Genomic DNA, 22080 nt, shown 5'->3' on the forward strand with positions numbered 1-22080 from the left:
TCGTCGGAGCTGCTTCGACACGCTCCTCCTCGTCCGTACCCTTCGGTTACCCTCGGGTACCACTTGGACAGCAAAATTGAAGGAAATAATTTGAATTACAAAGGTGAAACCCTTGATTCATCGGATTATTTTCCACAAAGCTTTAACTGCCAAATTTTTTTTTGAAGGCCGTCTTCAAAGGGTATAACTCACTGTACAGAACGAAAAAAGTTAGAGTTGCGTATGTGATGGGCAATGTGCCCGCAAAGATTTTTTCGAATGCAGTCCCTCTCTTGTTTTCGGAAAGGACAAGTCCTTCCGAAAACGATCTCATAATTGGGAACTTCGCCGGCCCTTCGGCCCTCGGCCCGTCTCGTTCATAACCTTCGCTACGCTTAGTTACAGCCGCCGAGCCTGTGGCTCGTCCTAGCGCGCAAACCCCAACCTCTTTTCCATTTCAGCATCCAGTTGCGGCAATCGCTTCCTTTCAATGAGAAAGCTCGTGAGCCCTGCAACGTCTTTGAACAAATGATGCTTCATTAACGCCGCGCTCAGGTAATCCTTACCCGTGCTGCCTCCCGTGCCGATGCGCGTACCAATGATCCGGTGTACCATGCTCATATGCCGGTAACGCCAGGTGCTCAGCTGCTCATCGATCTCCAGCAGCTGATGCAGGACCTGGAAAGGCAGCTGCAGGATGGGATATCCCCGGTAAAGCATGATGAAAAGCGCAGCGCGGCTCGCAGCAGGAGAAAGCGAGCGACTTTCCGCAAAAGTCCTTTCAGCGAATGGTCCCTCCGGTGAGGGAGCACCGAAGAAGATCCTGTCGAAGAGGTCAAGGTTGGACTTTTCCCGCTCTGCCAAAGATTCCAGGTAGCGCTGCCTGTAATTCGCCCAGAAAGCAATCCCATGATCCTGCGGTGGAATAACGCCCCCGGGTATGGGCCCATCCGCAGGCAGGCGGAAGAAAGGCATCCGCTCCAGCCAGGTATTGACCAGTTCAAGAAGAGAAGGGGCGTTTTCGGCCGCTTTGATGGTATCTATCTCGGGCTGGCGAAGCTGGGAGACATAATACTGCTGTCCGTACCGATGCTCGTATTTAAGCCCCAGGCGGGCTTCCAACAGCTTAAACTGCCAGCTCTGGAAGCCGGAGGCAGGACGGAGCATATCCCGGAAGTCCAGGAAATCCATGGGCGTCATGGTCTCCATGATATCGATCTGGTGAACCAGCACTTTCAGAATGGTTCCGCAACGGCCAAGCCGGTGCACGACGGTTTGCAGCTCCGGAGCGTTGTCATTCAGGGAAGGTTGCTGCATGATGTCGATGACCGAACCGGTCTCGAACAACAGTTGCTTGAACCAAAGTTCATAGGCCTGATGAATGACGATGAAGAGCATCTCATCATGGGCAGGCTCCCCACGCAGCACGCTCTCCGGAGATTGTGCGTTCAGGATCTGGTTCAGCTGCAGGTAATCGTTGTAATGGACTTCATTAGACATATTGGAGGTATAATACAATTAAGTTCTTTACAGGAATTCATAGCCGATGTCACGCCGGTAGTAAATGCCTTCGTAATTTATCTTTTCCAGCACGTCCCTGGACTTGTCGACAGCCTCGTAAACAGTTTCGGCAAAGGATGACACGCACAAGACACGGCCCCCATTCGTCAGCACCTCGCCTTTTTCCATACGGGTGCCGGCATGAAATATCAGGCTGTCCTCCGGCAATGGCTCTTCCAGTCCCGTGATCGGCAACCCCTTCTCATAGCTCCCCGGATAGCCGCCGCTGACAGCCACAATGGTACAGCAAATACGCGGGTCCATCTCGATCTTCACCTTGTCCAGGCGCTGTTCAGCCACGGCCAGGAAAAGCTCCGCCAGGTCATTCTTTAGCCGGGGCATCACCACCTCCGTCTCAGGATCGCCCATCCGGCAATTGTACTCGATGACATAAGGCTCTTCCCCCACCTTAATAATACCGATAAAGATGAAACCCTTATAATCAATGTCCTCTTTTGCCAGGCCTTCCACGGTGGGAACAATGATCCGCTGTGTTATCTTGGACATGAAGACCTCGTCGGCGAAGGGTACGGGACTGACGGCGCCCATCCCCCCGGTGTTCGGGCCTTTATCACCTTCACCTACCCGCTTGTAGTCTTTTGCCTCCGGCAGGACGACGTAATGCCGCCCATCCGTCAGCACGAAGACAGACATTTCGATGCCATAGAGGAATTCCTCCACGACCACCTTGCTGCCTGCCTCGCCAAACTTATTGCCCTGCAGCATCAGCTCGAACTCGGCCACCGCCTCGATATGGTTTTGACAGATCACCACGCCCTTGCCCGCTGCCAGGCCATCCGCCTTCAGTACGATCGGCAGGCTATGCTGCTGCAGATAAGTAATACCCTCGCTGAAATTAGCGGTACTGAACTCACGGTAACTTGCGGTAGGGATCTGATGCCGCTCCATGAATTTCTTGGAAAAGGCCTTGCTGCCCTCCAGCAGCGCGCCTTTTCCGGAAGGCCCAATGACGGGAATATGCTGCAGGTCCGGGTCCGTGGCGAAAAAATCCACAATACCCTTTACCAGCGGCTCTTCCGGGCCTACAATTACCATCCCGATCTTCTGTTTTGAACAGAACTTCCGGACGCCTTCGAAATCTACAGGAGACAGATCGACATTGGTGCCGCATTGAGCCGTACCGGCATTTCCAGGAGCAATGAATAGTGATGAACAGAGACTGCTGCCGGCAAGTTTCCAGGCCAGCGCATGCTCTCTACCACCCGAGCCTAACAATAAAATATTCATGGGGGTGTAAATTATGGTGCGCTTTTCAACTTAAGTGCCCGAAATTCGAATTTCATGGGCACATTCTGAAAAAGAATTTTTGCAAAGGTACAACAGCCTGTATATGCGGTATTCCTCCGCTTTTGTCCATTAAATGACGCGCAACACCGTCCGTAAGGTATTTATCTGTATTTTAGGCACCAATAATTCAACCCATGAGTCAACCTACAACCCTGACCGGCAAGCATCCCAAGGCATTGTATGTATGTTTTTTAACTGAAATGTGGGAGCGTTTCGCCTACTATCTCATTGCCGGTATCCTGCTGCTCTATTTGCTGGACAGCAGGAACAACGGGGGCAAGGGCATGGATGCCAGTACGGCGGCTGATATCACCGGCACCTTCATCGCCCTCATCTGGCTTCCCCCATTCATAGGCGGGCTTATAGCCGATCGCTATCTGGGCTATATCAAGTCCATCTTTATCGGGGGCTCACTATTGGCTGCCGGCTACCTGGGGCTCACTTTGCCGGGAGACACCACCATGTACGTTTCACTTGGATTGATCATCGTCGGCAACGGCTTTTTCAAACCCAATATCAGCACCCTCCTGGGTAATATTTACAACCGGGAAGACCTGAAACCCCTGAAGGACAATGCATACAATATCTTTTATATGGGCATCAACATCGGCGCCCTACTCTGCAATTTCGTTGCAGCCTACCTGCGGAACAAATATGGCTGGGGATATGCTTTCGGTGCCGCCGGCATCGGGATGATCATCGCCCTGATCACTTTCGGACTGAATCTTTCAAAGGTGCGGGTAGGGAATGTGCTGAAACCTGCTCAGCCGGAAGACATGCACCTGTCCAGGATCTCCCTGTACGTATTCGTACCCGCCATAGTGGCGGCTATCATTGGCTTTTATGTGCCGTCGAGGGTCTTCCATACCACCCTGATGGGCAAACCTTCCAATGACGCCTTCGTTTTTGCCTGCGTGCCAGTGATAGGCTATTTTATCTCCTTATGGGTGAAAGCCAGGGGAGAAGATAAAAAAGGCATCGGCGCCCTGCTGTTCATATTTGCCGTCTCCGTCATCTTCTGGTCACTGTATTATCAGAATTTTACGGCCTATACCCTTTGGACGGAAAGGCATACGGACAGGACGATCACCTCGGCCATCACGGAAAAAGTGGCCGACCAGATGGGACTGATGCAAACGGTAAGCACCACCCCCCGGGAAACGGAAAAACTGGATGATCACCTGATGCCGGTGACGGATGACAGCGGCCATATCGTAAAGACCATGGGCCCGGACCCCTACTATAATAATGTCCCCCGGGAAAACTGGCCGCCACCTGGCCAGGAGCAGAAACTGGCCAATGCAGAGCTATACCAGTCTATCGGCCCTTTCTTCATCGTGACCCTGACACCCCTGCTCGTGCTCCTGTTCGGCTGGCTTAGAAAAAGGAAAAAAGAACCTACTACCCCGGCTAAGTTCGGCATCGCCCTTTTTGTTTCCGGCCTGTCCTCCCTATGGATGGTATTTGCCGTCCTCTCCGTATCCTCTATCTATCATTATAAGGTATCGCCGGGATGGATGTGGGGGACCTACTTTCTCGTTACGGTGGCTGAGATCTTCCTAAGCCCCATGGGCCTTTCGCTCGTGTCCAAGCTGGCGCCGCCCCGGCTGACCTCCCTGCTGATGGGGGGCTGGTTCCTCACCATGTCGCTGGGCGGAAAGTTCGCCGGGTTGATGACCAGCTCCTGGGATAAGTTCCCCGACAAAAAAGTGTTCTTCCTGATATGGTTTGTCGCAGGTACGCTCGGAAGTTTCCTGATCTTTAGCCGCATCAAATCCCTCAACAGGATCGTCCGCGAAAAAACAGGCGAAGCTTAACTCCTAAAAAATCAACAATGGCTGAAAAACGATTTCAACCTTTTGTCAGTGCGGATACCCAGATGAAAGAGTTTACTTTCAAGGCCGTCCTGATGGGCAGCCTCTTCGGGATCCTCTTCGGCGCCTCCACCGTCTACCTCGCCCTGAAAGCAGGCCTCACCGTGTCGGCCTCCATCCCTATAGCGGTACTCGCCATTACCCTGGGACGGAAATTATTCAGGACCACCATCCTGGAGAACAATATTATCCAGACCACCGGCAGCGCCAGCGAAAGCATCGCGGCAGGCGTCGTCTTTACCCTGCCTGGGTTCCTTTTTCTTTCCAACGTCGAATCCGGCAATTATTTCAACTATGCCGTCATCTTCATTCTCTCCATCTTCGGCGGCATTATGGGCACCCTGCTAATGATTCCCTTGCGTCGCAGCCTCATCGTAAAAGAACACGAGACCCTGCCGTATCCGGAAGGGACAGCCTGCGCCTCCGTGCTGATCGCAGGCGAAAAAGGAGGAAGCTTCGCCAGAACAGCGTTTCAGGGCCTGGGCTTCGCCTTCGTTTACGCCCTGTTGCAGAAAATGTTCAAGGTCGTCGCCGAAACACCGCTGTTCGATACGGCCAAATACAAATCCCTTAACAGCGTATTTCCTTCCGCCCGCATTTCGGCCGACATCACCCCGGAATATATGGGCCTGGGCTATATCGTAGGTCCACGCATCGCCGGCGTCCTGGTGGCAGGCAGCGTCCTGAGCTGGCTGGTCATGCAGCCGCTCCTGGCTTCACTGGTCAACCCCTCGGTCATCGCGCTGCAGCTGGTCAAGCTGGGGATGCTCAAAGACATTCATACGGCCGGTGGCACGGGTGGATGGAACCCTGTTACCCAAACCTTCACAGACCCCGCTTCCGCGATCTACAGGGCCTATATCCGGCAGATCGGGGCAGGAGCCGTGGCCATGGGCGGCCTGATCACCCTCATCAAGACCATCCCTACCATCGTATCCTCCTTTAAGGAAAGCATTGGCTCCGTAAAAGAAAAGGGTGCCGACAGCCGCATCCGTACCGAACGCGACCTGAGCCTGAAAGTCGTACTGTTCGGCAGCATCGGCCTGGTGCTGCTCATTGCCTGCCTGAATATCATTCCCGGAGACTCCTTCTTCAGCCGCCTGCTCATCGGGGTGCTGATCCTCGTCTTCGGCGCCTTCTTTGTCACGGTAGCATCCCGCATCGTGGGCATCATCGGGTCATCCAATAGTCCCGTCTCCGGCATGACCATCGCCACCATCATGGGCACCTGCCTTATCTTCCTGGCCGTGGGCTGGGGAGGGCAAGGATACGAAGCCATGGCCCTGGTAGTAGGGGGAATGGTCTGCATCGCCGCCTCCAACGCCGGAGGCACTTCCCAGGACCTGAAGACGGGCTTCCTGGTGGGCGCTACCCCCCGCTATCAGCAGCTGGCGCTGTTCATAGGCGTCATTGTTTCGGCATTGGCCGTGGGCTTCACCATTAAGATCCTGGATATGCCCACCGCGGCATTGCGGGCCCAGGGCATCCAACACGCCATCGGCTATACCTTCAGCGCCCCACAGGCCACCCTGATGGCCACCCTCATCAAAGGCATACAGGGTGGAAAGCTGGACTGGAACTTCGTACTGGCCGGCGCATTCCTCGCCCTGGTCGTGGAGCTTTGCGGGGTCCGCGCACTAAGCTTCGCCATCGGCGTCTACCTGCCCCTCTCCACCACACTGCCCATCTACATCGGTGGCATGATCCGCGGATTGGCCGATAAGGCCAAAAAGAGAAGAGGCTTACAGACAAAAGAAGGTGAAGAAGAGTTGGAAAAAGGCAACCTGTTCGCCACCGGCCTGGTGGCAGGCGGCGCCCTGATGGGAGTCATCTTTGCCTTTTTGAGCATCCCGGAAAAAGTTTCCGACTTCCTTAAAAAGCTCAGCCTGGAAGAGACCCTGGGTAAGTCGATGGGAGAGATGCCCTACTATCTGCTGGGTGTCGCCTTCTTCGCTATCATGGGCTATGTCCTTTACAGGACAGCCATTGCAAAAGAAAAGTCCTTATAGTTTTCGAATAGACTTAACGACAACGATCCGGGGACCCGTGACGCCGGGCAGGGCCTCCATTCCTAATGTCCGGCCCGTATCGAAGAAGTTGATGGCCACATGGGCGTTTACATCCGTATGTTTGAATTCGGCCGGAAGATGCTGAAGATGGAGATTTTCATGGGTACTGTCGGTGACGATGTAATAGCCCAGCCCGTCCGCATTGGGATCGCCGCCATACTTCAGCTGTCCGGTGACCGTCGAAGCACCGGGTTCGGTATTGCTCTTCTGGCAGGAGGCCAGCATGCCCAGGGCCAGCAATAAGATCAATGAAAATTTCATAGTACTTGCATAAAGGTCCACTATAGACAACGCCCGCCGGAGACCCGTTGCACCCAAAAATATCCGGTCAACGCTTTTTTCAAAAATTTAACGCGTTGCCCGGAATCATCTAATATCTGAGACCTTCGGAGGAGTTCCGGGCCCTCACTCAGAACTTCGTCAAAGCTGCGTTCCTCGCTTTTTCCTCGTTCGTACCTTTCGTTCCTCAGGTACGGTCGTAACCTTGCGGTTATAGGCAACGAACCTCCGGTTCGTTCGGGTTAATTCATTTTGAAAGGAACGATCATCTCGAAGATCGGGATATTGACCTCGAAATTTTTCTTGTTGTTAAGGTTCTCCATCGTATAGGAGCCATACATCTTGCCCATTTCGGTGCGCAGGTTGCACCCGCTGACATACTGGTACCTCTCCCCGGGGTTCAGGATGGGCTGTACCCCAACCACCCCTTCTCCTTCCACCTCGCGGTAACTGCCGTTGCTGTCGAAGATATGCCAGTGACGCCGGTGGAGCTTGACAGAAAAATTGTTGTGATTTTCGATGGTGATGCGATAGGCAAACATATATTCACCGGAAAGGGGATTGGAGTAATCCGGTTGATAAAAGGTCTCAACGCTTACCTCCACGCCTTCTGAGATCTTATTTGCCATCTAATCAATTTTGTCTAAAATTAATCAAAATCAGCGGAAAAACTGGCTTAATTTTGCGCCTGATTCGTAGCAGCATAGATATAAAATAACAAAATATGAAGATCGCAGTAGCAAAGGGAGATGGCATAGGGCCGGAGATCATGGACGCAGTGCTCAATATATTCAAGGCAGGAAAGGTATCGCTGGAATATGTTTTCGTAGATATGGGCAAGTGGGTATTCGACAAAGGATTCTCCAATGGCATGACGCCCGAGGCCAAACAGACGATCGAAGAACTGGGGATCTTATTCAAAGGACCGATGGAAACGCCTAAAGGCAAGGGCGTGAAAAGCGTGAACGTTACGGCGCGCAAGACATGGAACACCTATGCCAACAAACGGGTCTTTCAAACATTACACGGCGTGGATACCGTGTTTTCCAAGGCCGGCATTCCCATTGATATCACCATTGTACGCGAGAATATCGAAGATACTTACGGCGGGATCGAGCATATGCTGACCCAGGACGTAGCGCTCAGCCGCCGTTTTATCACCCGTCCGGGCAGCCTGCAGGTGATCAAGTATGCGTTTGAGATGGCCAGGAAAAAAGGCGCCCGCCGCATCACCTGCGGTCACAAGGCGAATATCATGAAGCTGACAGACGGCCTGTTCCTGGAATGCTTCCAGGAAGTGGCAAAGGAATATCCCGAGCTGAAAGCCGATGACGTCATCGTGGATGATCTGGCCATGAAACTGGTGGTCCGTCCCCAGGAATTCGACGTAGTAGTCCTCACGAACCTGCAGGGCGATATTATCTCCGACCTCTGCGCGGGATTGGTAGGCGGACTCGGATTCGCCCCTTCGGCCAACATCGGCGATCACATCGCGATTTTTGAAGCAGTCCATGGTACCGCCCCCGACATCGCCGGAAAGAACATCGCCAACCCTACAGCCTTGCTGCTCAGCGGCATATCTATGCTACGCCACCTGGGACTGATGGAAAATGCCGCCATCATCGAGAATGCGCTGCTGTATACCCTGGAACAGGGCGTACATACCGGGGACTTCGGCGACAGGAACACCCCTTCCCTGAACACGACGGCCTTTGCGGAATCCATCATAAAGAACTTCGGCAAAACGCCGGAACACATGGCCAGGCCCCTGCTGCCGAATATGCCCGTTACGCAGACAGCCTTTAAGCTCACCAGCAATGAAATGATGGTCACCGAAGAAACGCAGAAAGAGTTCATCGTCGGCGTGGACCTTTTTATCGAGAGCTCGGAACAGCCCGAGACCATCGCCAAAAAATGCCAGCGTCATGCAGGCGTGAAATTCAACCTCATCAACATCAGCAACAGGGGAACACAGGTGTGGCCTACCGGCTCCGTCTATACGAATCTTGTCAACCAATACAATGTCCGCTTTGAAAGCATCGACGGGTCACCCCTGAACCAGCAGGACGTGCTGGGCCTGTATGTCAGCCTCAGCGGGGATTTCAAGATCTGCTCGTCTGAACTGCTCAATATGTGGGGGAATAAAAAAGCATACTCGCTGGCGCAGGGGCAGTGAAAAAATCATGCCACGCATCTGAGATTATTGTGCGCGCCGGCATGAAAAAATCATGCCAGCCCCCATGGAAAATATTATAGCTCCTATTGGCCAGAAACCCAAGATTGGCGTGGATTTTGCCGTGTTACCGCGGTTCCACAGTTGCCCCTTTTACCCACCCATAGAACGGCGTTGCTACCTTATTTCTATTTCCTTTTAAAGACTTATTTAAACACGTAAATTATGAAAGAACTGTACAAATTCTGTCAGGCAGGTATTTTATGCCTGGCGCTCCTTTCGGTTCCAGGCCTGATCTTCGCTCAATCCAAAAGAACGCTGACAGCGTACAAGAGCACGCCGATCAACAAGTACGTCAACGGTTTTTACAATTCCCTTCCGGCCAATTACAGTACCAGCGGTAAGAGTTATCCCTTACTGGTCTTCATCCATGGCATGGGTGAGATAGGCGACGGCAACGCCCAGCTTGTCAATGTCCTGCACAACGGCCCCACCCAGCAGATCAACCAGCAGGTGAACCTTGGCTATAACGCCAACTTCCCCGATCCGGTGGTCGTGAACGGCAAGTCTTTTGAGTTCATCGTCATCGCCCCCCAGCTGAACGCCTGGCCTCCGGGAGCCGATGAGCCCAACACGGTCAACGACGTCATCAACTATGCCATCAGTCACTATAGGGTGGATCAAAGTAAGATATATCTCACCGGCCTCAGCATGGGCGGAGGCATCACCTGGAACTACCCGGGCTATTCCAAGGCGTACGCTAAACGCCTGGCGGCCATTGTTCCGATAGCCGGCGCTTCCTATCCGCAAAGTTCACCTGCCTCCAATATAGCGGCAGAGCATGTACCCGTCTGGGCCACCCACAACCAGAGCGACCCTACGGTCCCCTTGTCCTATACGACGGGTTGGATCTCTCTGCTGCAGGGGCTTAAAGAAACCCCGGCTCCCCTGGAGACCATCTTTCCTGCCACCGGCCATGGCGGCTGGTTTCAGACCTACGGCACCGTCAATGTACCAGGGATCAAGAACAGCGCCGGACTCAATATTTACCAGTGGATGCTTCAATATAAAAGGAGCGGAGACAATGTCATCATCGACCAGGGTACCACCGTGCCGCCGCCTTCCGCCAGCGCCGGGAATGACGCGGCTATTACCCTTCCCACCGCCAGCACGGTGCTGACAGGTACCGCTGCGGAACCGAATGGCACCATCACCGCCTACCAGTGGTCACAGGTCAGCGGTCCCAATACTGCCATTTTCTCCACTCCAAAGAACGCGCAGACTTCCGTCAGCGGACTGATACAAGGCACCTACGTGTTTAAATTCACCGTCACCAGCAGCACGGGCCAGTCGGCCAGTGACCAGGTGACTGTAGTCGTGAATGCAGCGACGGTCGTCACCGTCACCGCAAATGCCGGAGCTGATCAATCCATTACCCTCCCCACCGCCAGCGTCGCGCTGACGGGCACGGGTACGGTAACCAACAGCACCATTTCCACCTATCATTGGACCCAGGCCAGCGGCCCCAATACCGCCGTGTTTGCAGATGCATGGAGCGGAAACACCACCGTCAGCGGTCTGGTACAGGGCACCTATGTATTCACCTTCACCACCACCACCGCCTCGGGCAAATCCGCCAGCGACCAGGTGACTGTAGTAGTGAATGCAGCGCCGGCTGTCACCGTCACTGCAAATGCCGGTGCTGATCAGTCCATCACACTCCCCACCGCCAGCGCCGCCCTCACCGGTACAGGTTCGGCAACGAACAGTACTATCTCGACCTATCATTGGACGCAGGCCAGTGGTCCCAACACCGCCGTATTTGCAGATGCATGGAGCGGAAAAACCAACGTCAGCGGTCTGGTGCAGGGCACCTATGTATTCACCTTCACCACCACCACCGCCTCGGGCAAGTCCGCCAGCGACCAGGTGACGGTCAAAGTGAACGCCGCACCGGTGACTTCCGTCTTCACCGTGAGCGCCGGTCCGGATATCAGCATGACCCTGCCGACCAGCAATACAAAGATCGCAGGCGTAGCCACCGTTAAAGGAGAGGCCGTAGCCACCTGTAAATGGACCCAGGTCAGCGGCCCGGCGAAGGCCACGATCACTGGCGCAGGATCCATCAGCCCCACCGTCAGCGGGCTCATCCAGGGCTCCTACGTCTTCCAGGTAACCATTACTAGTACGTCCGGAAATTCTGCCTCCGACCAGACGACGGTGACGGTGAATCCGCTTGTCACTTCCACTTTTGCCGCAAGCGCCGGCGGCGATGCCACGATTGCCCTGCCGCTCAATATTTATATGATCAATGGCGTATGTACGGTGAAAGGTCAGAAAGTCAAAACCTGCACCTGGAAACAGATCACCGGTCCCAACGCGGCGACCATCTCTGGCCGGGGTAGTATCAAGCCCGTCGTCAGCAACCTGATAGCAGGGGCCTATGTCTTCGAAGTAGACATCACCAGCACAACAGGACTTAAGACCAGCGACCAGATGAAGCTCACCGTAAAACCGACAACGGCCAGCGCCGTGGAAACATCAGCCGCCAACGCGACCAGCCTGATGCTCGACAGCGCCTCTTCCGGCCTCAAGGTTTATCCAAACCCCGTTGCCGCCGGCCAGCAGTTTGCCGTCGAAGGACAGGGCATGAAAGCAGGTACCGTGAAGTTCCTGATCTATGACATCTCAGGCAGGTTGGTAAAACAGGTCGTGCTGGATAACCAATCCACCTATTTCCGGCAGACCATACCCGCCACTGGACTTACGAAAGGAACGTATGTGCTGATGGTAGTGACGGAAGGAGAGAAACCTAAAACATTCAAGCTGCTGGTCAACTAACAGGACCTCCATATTATTTCATTCATCTTCCCGGCGGATCAATCGATCCGCCGGGCTATTATTACCAGGATCAATACTCCCAGCATCACGAAAGCCAATAGGGAAATGAAGTGGATGGATTGATAAAGCCGCTCTTTCCTGTCGAGCTCTTCATGCCTGCGATGCTGATCCGGTCCTGTCTCATCCGGATGATCCCTTTCCGTTAGCCTGGTCCGGATATAGAGGGTAAAGCTGATGAGCGTGGTCAGTGCGCTGCCGATGCAAAGCGCAACCAGCAAAATAAACAATACGGGACTGTCCATATCACCGCAAATTATCCGGCTTTTTTCGAGGAGCTGTAATCATGTTTAAGCAGCCATTGCAGGACCTTATCCCGCTGATCGCCTTGTACCAGGATCTGCCCGTCTTTCACCGAGCCGCCCGTACCGCAATGGGCTTTTAGCTTTTTACCCAGGTCTTCCAGGTCGGACGCCGTACCGGCAAAACCTTCTACGAGGGTCACCGCCTTGCCGGCCCGCTGCCGGGTATCCAGCTTGACACGTAATTTCTGCTGGCGGGGCGCCAGCGTTATTTCCTGGGGGAGGTCCTCGTCTATCCGGAAATCAGGGTCGGTGGAAAAGACGATACCGGAGGAATTCGTTTTTTTCTTGCTCATGTTCTGGTGTTTATAAGGTGCCCTGGGGCCATACGCAGCTATTGTACGGTGATGGCCTTCAGGCTAAGGTCCAGGCTCTTTGCCTGGTGGATCAGCGCGCCGATGCTGACATAATCCACACCGGTACGGGCATAATCCTCGACGTTGTTAAGGTTGATGCCGCCGCTGGCTTCCGTCTCATACCGCTCGCCTATCAGGGCCAGGGCCTTGGACAGCTGGCGGGGAGTAAAGTTATCCAGCATGATCCGGTCTACCTTGCCGATGTCCAGCACCCGCTGGACCTCTTCGATATTGCGGGTCTCCACTTCTATCTTAAGATGGGGCCGGTAGGCCTGCCGGTAAGCGCTGGCCTTTTCAATCGCCTTTTCCAGGCTGCCGGCATAGTCGATGTGATTGTCCTTCAGCATGATCATGTCATAAAGCCCAAAGCGATGGTTGATACCGCCGCCGATGCGGACGGCTTCCTTCTCCAGCAGACGGAAATTGGGCGTGGTCTTACGCGTATCCAGGACGCGCGTCTTATACTTCTGCAGTTTGTCGACATATTGCCGGGTGAGCGTGGCAATACCGCTCATACGCTGCATGCAGTTAAGGATAAGGCGCTCGCATTGCAGAATAGTATGCACGGTGGCTTCAGCCTCGAATGCTTCTTCGCCGTCCCTCATGATCTCGCCATCTTGCTTGAAAGGAGTAAAAATCGCGGAAGGCTCTTTCAGCCGGAATATTTTTTCTGCTATCTCCATGCCGGCAAGGATCCCATCCTGCTTGATCTTCAGGACAGCCTTACCCCTTGCTTCGGGAGGGATACAGGATAAAGTGGAATGATCGCCATCACCAACATCCTCCCGCAAGGCAGATTCCACGAGGAATCGCAATTGATCGTCAAAATTGTTGGACATGCGGTAAAGATACAGGAATTCACCATGCGGTAATACGGGGTACGGAGGAAAGGAAGGGAAGCTAAACGATAAAAAAAGGAGCTATTCTGCAGGCTGAAAACGGAGATCCTGCAGCAGCAGCCTGTCGCCTTTCTGCTTGATAAATAGGGTGGTCCGGTAATCTCCATTGCGGGTCTGCAGGACGCCTATGCAGAATTCAAGGCCGCTGTTCTCGCCTTTGTGCTTGACCAGGAAATTACGAACGACATTGGTCTTGAAGAAATCACGGATGATCATCTCCGCCTGGCTTTTGCTGTAAGTATCGCTTTTTTCGGGGAGAGCTATATCTACCCTCGTGTCAAGATAACGGGATAGCTGGTTAATGTTTCCGGAGCGCATCGCAGTGGCAATGTCCTCAATGCTGTAATCAGTTCGGAAAGAAACCAGGACGAGCGCCATAGTCATGACTGCCAATCCAAGGATGCTTTTCATATGAATAGAATATTAGTCGACTCGCTTAATACCAATTATATGCCAAACTATCTTCCATGTGTAAAAATACCATTATCAGGTAAGTAGATGCCCCCTTTAATCGCTATTCTTCCTAACTTTGCCCGCCACGATCATGTAAAAAATCAGTTTTTATGCCTAAAAAGAAAGTAATCCTGGTCATAATGGACGGGTGGGGGTTAGGAAAGAAAAAGTCATCGGATGCCATCCAGCATGCCCGGGTTCCCTTTGTCAGCTCGCTATATCAGCAATATCCCAATACTACGCTGGTGACCTGCGGCGAAGCGGTAGGGCTGCCGGAAGGCCAGATGGGCAATTCGGAAGTAGGCCACCTGAACCTGGGGGCCGGCAGGGTCGTTTACCAGGAGCTGCAGCGTATCAATGTAGGTATCCGGGATGGCTCTTTCGCCCAAAATAAGATCTTGCTTGACGCCATCCGCGGCGCGAAAACCAAAGGCAAGCCGCTCCACCTCCTTGGCCTGGTCAGCGATGGCGGCGTGCATAGCCATATCAATCACGTAAAAGCCATTGTGGACGTCTGCAAACAGGAAGGCCTGGACCAGGTATATATCCACGCCTTTACGGATGGCCGCGATACGGACCCCAAAAGCGGACTGGGCTTCATTCGCGAGCTGCAGGAGCACCTGAACAATACGACAGGCAAAATTGCCACCGTAAGCGGCCGTTATTATGCCATGGACCGTGACAAACGCTGGGAACGCGTCCGTCTGGCCTATGACGCCATGGTGCATGGTAAAGGCGCAAAAGCCACGGACGCCCTTGCTGCCGTGGAACAGGCCTATGCCGCGGGGATCACGGACGAGTTCATCAAGCCCACCGTCATCATTGATGAAGATCAGCAGCCGCTGGCGACTATACAGGACGGGGATTTCGCCCTCTGCTTCAATTTCCGGACAGACCGCTGCCGTGAGATCACACAGGTCCTAACGCAGACGGATATCCCCGAACAGGAGATGAAGCGGTTGTCCCTGGACTATACCACCATGACCCAATATGATCAAAGCTTCAAGGGAGTGCATGTCATATTCGAAAATGACGACCTGAAAAATACGCTGGGAGAGATCATCGCGGGACTGGGGCTCAAACAGATCCGCATAGCCGAAACGGAAAAATACCCGCACGTGAGCTTCTTCTTCAGCGGGGGCAGGGAAGTCCCTTTCGAGGGGGAAAAAAGGATCATGGTCCCCTCGCCGAAAGTGGCCACCTATGACCTGAAGCCCGAAATGAGCGCACTGGAGCTGACCGAAGCCATTTTGCCCGAGATCCGGCAACAATCGGCGGATTTTATCTGCCTGAATTACGCCAACACCGATATGGTAGGCCATACGGGCGTCTGGGAGGCCGTCATCAAGGCCGCCGAGACGGTGGACAGCTGCGTGGAAAAAGTGGTAAAAGCCGCGCTGGACAACGGTTACACCGTATTCCTCACGGCCGATCACGGGAATGCCGACTATATGGTCAACGACGACGGGAGCCCCAACACGGCCCATAGCCTGAACCTGGTCCCCTTCTTCATCATCGACAAGGATTGGAAAGGGAAAGTCCAGCCGGGCAAGCTGGGCGACCTGGCGCCTACCATATTGACTTTCATGGAATTGCCCATTCCGCCGGAAATGACGGGGAAAGTGCTTATTTAGCTGCAAGCCACAAGCTACAAGCTGCAAGCCAGGTACATATAAGCACTTAATAGGTCCGACTTGTAGCTTGCAGCTTGAAGCTTGAAGCTCATTTAGGTGCTTGCACCTTTTTTTCCGCCATGCAGCTTTGCGTCACAAAAATTGTCTAAATTACAGGGCAACCAATTCCGGTGACGATATGACCGAAGAAGCCATTTTACAAGGCTGTTTAAAAAACTCGGCGGCTGCCCAGCGGGAACTGTACAACAGGTACAGCCCCAAAATGCTGGCAGTCTGTTATCGGTTTGCTCACAACAGAGAAGACGCGGAGGACATGTTACAGGAAGGGTTCATTAAGGTCTTTTCACAAATGCATACTTTCCAGAATAAAGGTGCATTTGAAGGTTGGATCAGGAGGATCATCGTCCACACCTGTATCAACAACCTGAAAAAGAATAAACGCTTTAATGAGAGCCTGGATATCGTCCATGCCAGCGGTGTCCAGGTGCGGGAGGAAAGCGTTCCATCCATCGTGCAGGCCAAACAGATCGTGGAATGCATTCGGATCCTGCCCATCGGCTATCGCACCGTTCTTAACCTGTACGCCATCGAAGGGTACTCTCATAAAGAGATAGCGGAGATGCTGGACATCGAGGAGAGCACCAGTCGTAGTCAATACACCAGAGCTAAACAAATGTTGGAAGATATACTGATCAGGAAGAAAATACTACCAAAACCAAGAGAAAAGTCGACGTGGCTGTTTGCTATCCGATAAGATAAAAAGATCCAAACCATGAAAATATGTCTAAAAATGCTTGATAATGCGGGAGAGCAACTTCTATAGTGAGGAATTTGAACAACTGCTCAGGGAAAAGACGGAGCAATACAAAATGTACCCCTCAGAGAAGGTATGGAAGGGTATCCACGGTTCATTGCACACTAAAAGGAGATGGTTCATAACAAGCATGTCCCTGCTGGTAACAGGCATCCTCTTCTTCGCCGGCAGAGAGCTCCTTTCCCCCTCTAAAGCAGAATTGGCCAGGCGATCAGCCGCCGCCACCCACGGTCTCGCTGACCCGGCAGTCGCCAGTGATGAAAATGAAAGTCCTTCCCCATTGGTGGCCCTTTCGGGCCAACGCCGTAATACAGCCGCTTTCCAGGCCAATAAACGTAATGCGCCAGGCGCTGATGATCGCTCCTACAGAGAGATCAACATCAGGGTAAGCGGTCCGGCAAAGAGCCAACCGGACATTTCCGGGATGCTGAGCCAGGTGGTCAGCCTCCCTTCAGAGCCCCCTTCCATTCCCCTGATCGCAGCAGTGCACATAATGCCGACACTCCAGTCACCCGGCGTGACAGAAGATGCAGCTTCGGCTTCGGCCGGCTCCGCCGCCCAGGCAGGCCGGAATGTCATCGCAGCAGGCAATACTCCGGCAGGCGCGGGGACCTCACCAGGCACGGACAGGTCGCTGACCTTTATTTCCAACACGCCTGCAGCGGCCGAAAATGCTAAAGACATCGATCCCCCCGTACACGCAGCCAGGAACAACCCGCTCTCCAGGAATAATCTTGCGATAACCCGCTCCACCACCGGTGCCGTCACAGGTAGCGAAGCCCTGGTCGACTCCGCGGGTAAGGCGGCCGGCGGTAAGGTCGTATTCACCGAAGCCATTGCCGATCAGCAGCGCATCAACTGGCTGTATGATTATGCCGTTTACAATATGCCCGCTGCCGCCAAAAGAGGAAGAAAATACTTCCAGCTATACGTATCACCCACCCTCACCTACAGGAGCCTGTCAGGCGGACAACCTGGATCCAAGACATACTTTATGCACGGTGATGCCACCGATTACATCGACCACAAACCCTCCCTCGGATTTGAAGTGGGCGGTATGATCATGTACAGGCTGACACGCAACCTGACGGTCAAGGGAGGTCTGCAGTTCAATTTCAGCCGCAATACCTTGAAAGCCTATGCGAGCAAGCCGTTGCGGCCCACCGCCGACCTCAGCTCCTACTACGGCTATTATATCGACAGCATGATGGCCCGTAACACCGTTACCAATTTCGACAGCAGGGCGCAGGTCAACCTCACCAACGATTTTTATCAGCTGTCCGCACCCATCGGCTTCGAGCTGAGGATCATGGGCAACGAGCGTTTGCAGCTTAATGTGGCTGCCACCATACAACCCAGCTACCTGATGAATACCAACTCCTATCTGCTGACGGGTGATTACTACAATTATGTCAAAGGCCCCAGCCAGTTCAGAAGATGGAATCTCTACGGAGGGTTGGAAACCTTCCTTTCCTACAGGCTGCCCAACGGGTTGCGCCTGCAAGCCGGGCCCGAATTCCGCTACCAGCTGCTGTCCTCCTTCAACAGCGGCTATCCCATCCAGGAACACCTGAAGGGATACGGCTTCAAGATCGGCATTGTCAAAGCCATTCCATAATCGTAATTTTGGGGCATGAACATAACGGTATCCTTTTTCGCCGGCTGCCTGCTGCTCTTAGCTGCCTGTGGAAACCAAAAGACCCCCGCCTCTACCCCAGACAAGGTATCCAAAGCCACGGATACGACCGCCCAAAAATTCTTTCCCGTAGCAGATTATCTGCAGTCTGAGATCCGGTATGTCGACTCCACCCCCCTGGCCATACTGAAATGTGAGACCGTGCATAACAGGACGGATTCCTCCTTTCTTACGCCGAAGGAGTTCAACAGGCTGGCGTCCTCCTTCCTGATGCCTGAGCTGGACAGCCTGCAGCAGGGTTTTACGGAGAATTCCTTTGGCGACCAGACGACAGGCTATCTCAGCTTCACCTATTCTCCAAAGAATAAAGAGCAGCCCCTTCGCCGCGTGGACGTAGTGGTCGCTTCCGGTGAAGGATTTGACAAAGTGAAAAGCATCTACCTGGAACGCACCGCCCGCGAGTCGGATACCCTGGTAGTAAAGAAAATGTACTGGCAGTCCAGGCACAGTTTCCTGGTGATCACCAGCTTTCAGGCTACCGGAAAAACACCCGAGACCCGGCAGCTGAAAGTGATCTGGAACAATGAAGAGGCAGACTAAAAAATATGACGCAGGAGCAGTTTAGCAATATCGCACATACAATACCTGTAGACCCGGGTATTTACAAATATTTCGACGAAAAGAATGAGCTGATCTACGTCGGGAAGGCCAAAAGTCTGCGTAAAAGAGTAAGCTCCTATTTCACCAAGACCTTCACCACTTATAAGACCCATGAGCTGGTGCAGCGTATCCGGCGCATCGAGTTCACCATCGTGAATTCGGAGCAGGATGCATTCCTGCTGGAAAATTCCCTCATCAAGCAGTTCCAGCCGAAATTTAACATAAACCTGAAGGACGACAAGAGCTACCCTTTCATCGTCGTCAAGAACGAACCATTCCCCCGTGTATTCCTCACCCGCCGCAAGATCAATGACGGATCTGAATACCTGGGCCCGTTCACCTCGGTGGGAAAGGTCCGCGAGCTGCTGGACTTTGTCAAGGGCAATATCCAGCTGCGGACCTGTCAGCTCAATCTTACTGATAACAATATCCGTAAAGGAAAATTCAAAGTCTGCCTGGAATACCACCTGGGCAACTGCAAAGGTCCCTGCGAGGGGCTGCAGACGGCTGAAGATTATAAAGAAGGCCTCGTGCAGCTGAAGAATATCCTGAAAGGCAATCTCGGACCGCTGATGCAGGAATTTAAAAAAGAGATGCGCGAGCTGGCCGAGAAAATGAATTTTGAAAAAGCCGAGATCGTCCGCAAAAAGCTCGAGCACCTGGAGACCTATGAGTCCCGCTCCATCATTGTCAGCCGGCATCTCAGCCACGCGGATGTATTCTCCATGCTCCGGGACGGCGACCATGCCTATGTCAACTTCCTGATGGTGGAGAATGGCACCATCGTACAGACACATACGACGGAAGTAGAGACACACCTCGAAGAGTCGGACGAGGAAGTGCTCGCATTTACCGTGGCGCAATTAAGAGAGACCTTTAACAGCCATGCCCGGGAGATCATCCTCCCTTTTCCCATTGAATACCCCGAAGAAGGCATCACCCTCACCATACCAAAAGGAGGTGACAAGAAAAAGCTGCTGGAGCTATCGGAGAAGAACGTGGACTATTTCCGGGAAGAGCTGCGCAAAAAGAAGATCCTCCAGCTGGAAGGCAAGACGTTGGACGAGCGGAAGAAAGTGCTTGATCAGCTGATGGAAGACCTTCAGCTGTCGGAACTGCCCATACACATCGAATGCTTTGATAACTCCAATTTCCAGGGGAGCTACCCCGTGTCCGCGATGGTCTGCTTCAGAGATGGAGTGGAAAGCAAAAAGGATTATCGTCATTTCAATGTGAAGACGGTACAGGGCATCAATGACTTCGCAACGATGAAAGAGGTGGTACACCGGCGATATCGAAGATTGCTGGAAGAGCAACAGTCCCTTCCACAGCTTGTGATCATTGACGGCGGCAAAGGTCAGCTGAGCGCGGCCATGGAAAGCATTACGGAGCTGGGACTCACCGGGATGATGACAGTGGTAGGCCTGGCGAAGAATGAGGAAGAGATCTTTTTCCCCGGCGATACCGAGTCCATCAAGCTGCCATACAACAGCGACAGTCTGAAGCTCATCCGCCGTATCCGGGATGAAGTACACCGCTTTGGCATTACATTTCACAGGCAGAAAAGAAGCAAAGGTACTTTTGTAAATGAGCTGGAGCAGATCCAGGGCATCGGCCGTCGCACCGCAGACATGCTGCTAAAGGAATTCAGGTCGGTGAACAAGATCAAACTATTGACGGAAGAAGAAATAGCCGCTGTGATAGGTGGAGCAAAGGCGAAGCTGGTGAAGGCGCATTTTAGTCCGCCGCCTCGGGAAGAAAACTTGTAAACCTCCATTTCCTGCGTATTCGCAGGCGCTTGCAGTTTCTTTCGGCAGCTGCGCTGCCGGAGTTTAGTTAGACGCTAATCTATTGCGCGCTTCGCGCGCTTTTTCAAGGCGCTGGACGCGCCTAGAAAAAAAAGGGGCCCGGATAGACATCCAGCCCCGTTTTTAAAATCCAATATCCTATGAAAAACCAGTGTAAAAATAGTAAAACAATTTTATTTAACAATACCCGCTTTTGGGTATTTTGAGAAAAAAAAATTCCATACTAACTAATTAATTTTTAGTTATTTATTAAGGTATTACCCCAGGAGGAAATGAGGTGATACTCCTAAAGGAAAAGGGTATCGTATTTTTACGATACCCTTTAATTATTTACATTTTTATCTTAATTAATACGACCAGAGATCCTGCTCGTAATTGAATATTTTCTCTTTGATATTCTCTCCTTCCAGCAGTTGGAGGATAGGGTCCCTGATATAGCCGCTGATGAACTGGTCACCAGGATTATCTACCGTGGACTTGATGATACGGCTGGCGAACATGCGGCTCTCAAAAAGCTCTTCCCAGCTCATACGGGCCCCGAAATTCTTACCATTATACGCTTCAAACTTCGCCAATATAGGGCGGATCTCGGGATAATATACCCAGAAGATAGGCAATACGGCGCGGAAGCTGCCGTCAGGGTTAAGGATCGTCTTTTCGGGCGCGATACCCAGGATACGTACGTGAAGACGGGATGATTCCTTATCGAATACCCATTCTTCCTTGATCTGATACCTTTCCACCGCATCAGGGTTGAACTCCTGTGTGATCGTAGTGTCCTTCATGGTACCTTTGGATCCATCCGGGTCATTCACGGGATCGGGGATCTGAATGGTCTGCGGCTTACCCACCAGGCCGTTGGCAATCTGCTGGAAGGTCATCGGGGTGGTAAAACGATCGTCGACGTTGGCGTCGAAGGCCGTAATGTTACCCGCTTTGATACCATTCAGCAGGATATAGATGAAGCGTTGGTTACCATTGTCTTCTGTGGCCTTGTACACGAAGGGAAGGTTCATCTTCTCGTGCACGTCGATCTCTCTCCATACCCTTTGACGGTAAACGGCATCGTCCTCACGGATGTGTTCATACGTCAGGGGCGTACGGTCTTTTACCAGATTGCGCTCGATGATGGCATCGTTACGGAGGGACTTCAGGGGGTCAACCAGCTTGATATCCGCGTCTGCCACGGGAGCCGGCTTCACCGTATCCTTCACAGGGGCTACGGCGGCGTTGTTCCCGCCCTGGCTCTTGGTACTAGCGGACTTTTTAGCCGGGGGCCGCTTCTTTCCCTTCCTGGTTGTCTGCGCATCAGCTGTTCCGGCTGCCAATGCAACCACCAGCGCCAACAAGCATAATCTGATAAAATGCTTTTTCATCT

Annotated in this window: 18 protein-coding genes; 9 read left to right on the plus strand and 9 right to left on the minus strand. The window is 52.9% G+C overall.

Annotation, left to right across the window (positions count from 1 at the left end; genetic code table 11):
- Positions 1-405: 405 nt before the first annotated feature.
- The gene (locus tag Q4E93_RS25830) at positions 406-1479 is read right to left on the minus strand and encodes a tryptophan 2,3-dioxygenase (RefSeq protein WP_303590286.1); all 1074 of its coding nucleotides are present in this window, start codon (positions 1477-1479) and stop codon (positions 406-408) included.
- Positions 1480-1506: 27 nt separating this feature from the next.
- Positions 1507-2787: a phosphoribosylamine--glycine ligase gene (gene purD, locus Q4E93_RS25835; protein ID WP_303590288.1), complete on the minus strand. Its 1281-nt coding sequence runs from the start codon at positions 2785-2787 to the stop codon at positions 1507-1509.
- A 194-nt stretch (positions 2788-2981) separates the two neighbouring features.
- Here purD and Q4E93_RS25840 point away from each other — a divergent pair, with 194 nt between their 5' ends.
- Both Q4E93_RS25840 and Q4E93_RS25845 read left to right on the plus strand, forming a co-directional pair.
- On the plus strand, positions 2982-4664 hold the full coding sequence (locus Q4E93_RS25840; RefSeq protein WP_303590290.1) for a peptide MFS transporter: 1683 nt from the start codon (positions 2982-2984) through the stop codon (positions 4662-4664).
- 17 nt (positions 4665-4681) lie between these two features.
- Positions 4682-6730: an OPT family oligopeptide transporter gene (locus tag Q4E93_RS25845; protein ID WP_303590292.1), complete on the plus strand. Its 2049-nt coding sequence runs from the start codon at positions 4682-4684 to the stop codon at positions 6728-6730.
- Here the strand turns inward: Q4E93_RS25845 and Q4E93_RS25850 are convergent.
- Together Q4E93_RS25850 and apaG are read right to left on the minus strand one after the other, a co-directional pair.
- The gene (locus Q4E93_RS25850) at positions 6725-7051 is read right to left on the minus strand and encodes a hypothetical protein (protein WP_303590294.1); all 327 of its coding nucleotides are present in this window, start codon (positions 7049-7051) and stop codon (positions 6725-6727) included. The genes Q4E93_RS25845 and Q4E93_RS25850 overlap by 6 nt on opposite strands.
- Positions 7052-7311: 260 nt before the next feature.
- Positions 7312-7698, minus strand: coding sequence for a Co2+/Mg2+ efflux protein ApaG (apaG, locus tag Q4E93_RS25855; RefSeq protein WP_303590296.1), 387 nt, complete (start codon positions 7696-7698; stop codon positions 7312-7314).
- A gap of 95 nt (positions 7699-7793) precedes the next feature.
- On the opposite strand from apaG, the gene Q4E93_RS25860 reads away from it, so the two are divergent.
- Both Q4E93_RS25860 and Q4E93_RS25865 read left to right on the plus strand, forming a co-directional pair.
- The gene (locus Q4E93_RS25860) at positions 7794-9245 is read left to right on the plus strand and encodes an NADP-dependent isocitrate dehydrogenase (RefSeq protein WP_303590297.1); all 1452 of its coding nucleotides are present in this window, start codon (positions 7794-7796) and stop codon (positions 9243-9245) included.
- A 222-nt stretch (positions 9246-9467) separates the two neighbouring features.
- Entirely contained in the window at positions 9468-12083 is a 2616-nt protein-coding gene (locus Q4E93_RS25865; RefSeq protein WP_303590298.1) for a PKD domain-containing protein, read from the plus strand.
- Positions 12084-12121: 38 nt separating this feature from the next.
- On the opposite strand, the gene Q4E93_RS25870 is transcribed toward Q4E93_RS25865, so the two are convergent.
- From Q4E93_RS25870 to Q4E93_RS25885, 4 genes are all read right to left on the minus strand, one after another.
- Complete coding sequence (locus Q4E93_RS25870; protein WP_303590300.1) at positions 12122-12385, minus strand: hypothetical protein; 264 nt, start codon at positions 12383-12385, stop codon at positions 12122-12124.
- An 11-nt stretch (positions 12386-12396) separates the two neighbouring features.
- Positions 12397-12738, minus strand: coding sequence for a translation initiation factor (locus Q4E93_RS25875; RefSeq protein ID WP_303590302.1), 342 nt, complete (start codon positions 12736-12738; stop codon positions 12397-12399).
- Positions 12739-12776: 38 nt separating this feature from the next.
- Positions 12777-13637, minus strand: a complete 861-nt coding sequence (nadC, locus tag Q4E93_RS25880; RefSeq protein WP_303590304.1) for a carboxylating nicotinate-nucleotide diphosphorylase — start codon at positions 13635-13637, stop codon at positions 12777-12779.
- 81 nt (positions 13638-13718) lie between these two features.
- Positions 13719-14108 (minus strand): DUF4783 domain-containing protein, encoded by a 390-nt coding sequence (locus Q4E93_RS25885; protein WP_303590305.1) that lies wholly within the window; start codon positions 14106-14108, stop codon positions 13719-13721.
- Positions 14109-14260: 152 nt separating this feature from the next.
- Here Q4E93_RS25885 and gpmI point away from each other — a divergent pair, with 152 nt between their 5' ends.
- From gpmI to uvrC, 5 genes are all read left to right on the plus strand, one after another.
- Complete coding sequence (gpmI, locus tag Q4E93_RS25890; protein WP_303590306.1) at positions 14261-15784, plus strand: 2,3-bisphosphoglycerate-independent phosphoglycerate mutase; 1524 nt, start codon at positions 14261-14263, stop codon at positions 15782-15784.
- A 178-nt stretch (positions 15785-15962) separates the two neighbouring features.
- A complete protein-coding gene (locus tag Q4E93_RS25895) occupies positions 15963-16538 on the plus strand; it encodes an RNA polymerase sigma factor (RefSeq protein WP_303590307.1) in 576 nt (191 codons plus the stop codon).
- A gap of 46 nt (positions 16539-16584) precedes the next feature.
- The gene (locus tag Q4E93_RS25900; RefSeq protein WP_303590308.1) at positions 16585-18216 is read left to right on the plus strand and encodes an outer membrane beta-barrel protein; all 1632 of its coding nucleotides are present in this window, start codon (positions 16585-16587) and stop codon (positions 18214-18216) included.
- Positions 18217-18231: 15 nt separating this feature from the next.
- Positions 18232-18834 (plus strand): hypothetical protein, encoded by a 603-nt coding sequence (locus Q4E93_RS25905; protein ID WP_303590309.1) that lies wholly within the window; start codon positions 18232-18234, stop codon positions 18832-18834.
- Between the two features lie 5 nt (positions 18835-18839).
- The gene (gene uvrC / locus Q4E93_RS25910) at positions 18840-20663 is read left to right on the plus strand and encodes an excinuclease ABC subunit UvrC (RefSeq protein ID WP_303590310.1); all 1824 of its coding nucleotides are present in this window, start codon (positions 18840-18842) and stop codon (positions 20661-20663) included.
- 386 nt (positions 20664-21049) lie between these two features.
- On the opposite strand, the gene porN is transcribed toward uvrC, so the two are convergent.
- The gene (porN, locus tag Q4E93_RS25915; RefSeq protein ID WP_303590311.1) at positions 21050-22078 is read right to left on the minus strand and encodes a type IX secretion system ring subunit PorN/GldN; all 1029 of its coding nucleotides are present in this window, start codon (positions 22076-22078) and stop codon (positions 21050-21052) included.
- Positions 22079-22080 lie beyond the last annotated feature (2 nt).

This window comes from Flavitalea plasmicola (assembly GCF_030546645.1).
GTDB lineage: Bacteria > Bacteroidota > Bacteroidia > Chitinophagales > Chitinophagaceae > Puia.

What these genes read in the sequence shown, in the direction of transcription:
- purD (WP_303590288.1), bottom strand. Translation starts at nt 2,787, where the DNA reads ATGAATATTTTATTGTTAGGCTCGGGTGGTAGAGAGCATGCGCTGGCC.
- Q4E93_RS25845 (WP_303590292.1), top strand. Translation starts at nt 4,682, where the DNA reads ATGGCTGAAAAACGATTTCAACCTTTTGTCAGTGCGGATACCCAGATG.
- Q4E93_RS25830 (WP_303590286.1), bottom strand. Translation starts at nt 1,479, where the DNA reads ATGTCTAATGAAGTCCATTACAACGATTACCTGCAGCTGAACCAGATC.
- Q4E93_RS25860 (WP_303590297.1), top strand. Translation starts at nt 7,794, where the DNA reads ATGAAGATCGCAGTAGCAAAGGGAGATGGCATAGGGCCGGAGATCATG.
- Q4E93_RS25905 (WP_303590309.1), top strand. Translation starts at nt 18,232, where the DNA reads ATGAACATAACGGTATCCTTTTTCGCCGGCTGCCTGCTGCTCTTAGCT.
- apaG (WP_303590296.1), bottom strand. Translation starts at nt 7,698, where the DNA reads ATGGCAAATAAGATCTCAGAAGGCGTGGAGGTAAGCGTTGAGACCTTT.
- Q4E93_RS25895 (WP_303590307.1), top strand. Translation starts at nt 15,963, where the DNA reads ATGACCGAAGAAGCCATTTTACAAGGCTGTTTAAAAAACTCGGCGGCT.
- nadC (WP_303590304.1), bottom strand. Translation starts at nt 13,637, where the DNA reads ATGTCCAACAATTTTGACGATCAATTGCGATTCCTCGTGGAATCTGCC.
- uvrC (WP_303590310.1), top strand. Translation starts at nt 18,840, where the DNA reads ATGACGCAGGAGCAGTTTAGCAATATCGCACATACAATACCTGTAGAC.
- Q4E93_RS25900 (WP_303590308.1), top strand. Translation starts at nt 16,585, where the DNA reads ATGCGGGAGAGCAACTTCTATAGTGAGGAATTTGAACAACTGCTCAGG.
- Q4E93_RS25870 (WP_303590300.1), bottom strand. Translation starts at nt 12,385, where the DNA reads ATGGACAGTCCCGTATTGTTTATTTTGCTGGTTGCGCTTTGCATCGGC.
- Q4E93_RS25850 (WP_303590294.1), bottom strand. Translation starts at nt 7,051, where the DNA reads ATGAAATTTTCATTGATCTTATTGCTGGCCCTGGGCATGCTGGCCTCC.
- Q4E93_RS25875 (WP_303590302.1), bottom strand. Translation starts at nt 12,738, where the DNA reads ATGAGCAAGAAAAAAACGAATTCCTCCGGTATCGTCTTTTCCACCGAC.
- porN (WP_303590311.1), bottom strand. Translation starts at nt 22,078, where the DNA reads ATGAAAAAGCATTTTATCAGATTATGCTTGTTGGCGCTGGTGGTTGCA.
- Q4E93_RS25840 (WP_303590290.1), top strand. Translation starts at nt 2,982, where the DNA reads ATGAGTCAACCTACAACCCTGACCGGCAAGCATCCCAAGGCATTGTAT.
- Q4E93_RS25865 (WP_303590298.1), top strand. Translation starts at nt 9,468, where the DNA reads ATGAAAGAACTGTACAAATTCTGTCAGGCAGGTATTTTATGCCTGGCG.
- gpmI (WP_303590306.1), top strand. Translation starts at nt 14,261, where the DNA reads ATGCCTAAAAAGAAAGTAATCCTGGTCATAATGGACGGGTGGGGGTTA.
- Q4E93_RS25885 (WP_303590305.1), bottom strand. Translation starts at nt 14,108, where the DNA reads ATGAAAAGCATCCTTGGATTGGCAGTCATGACTATGGCGCTCGTCCTG.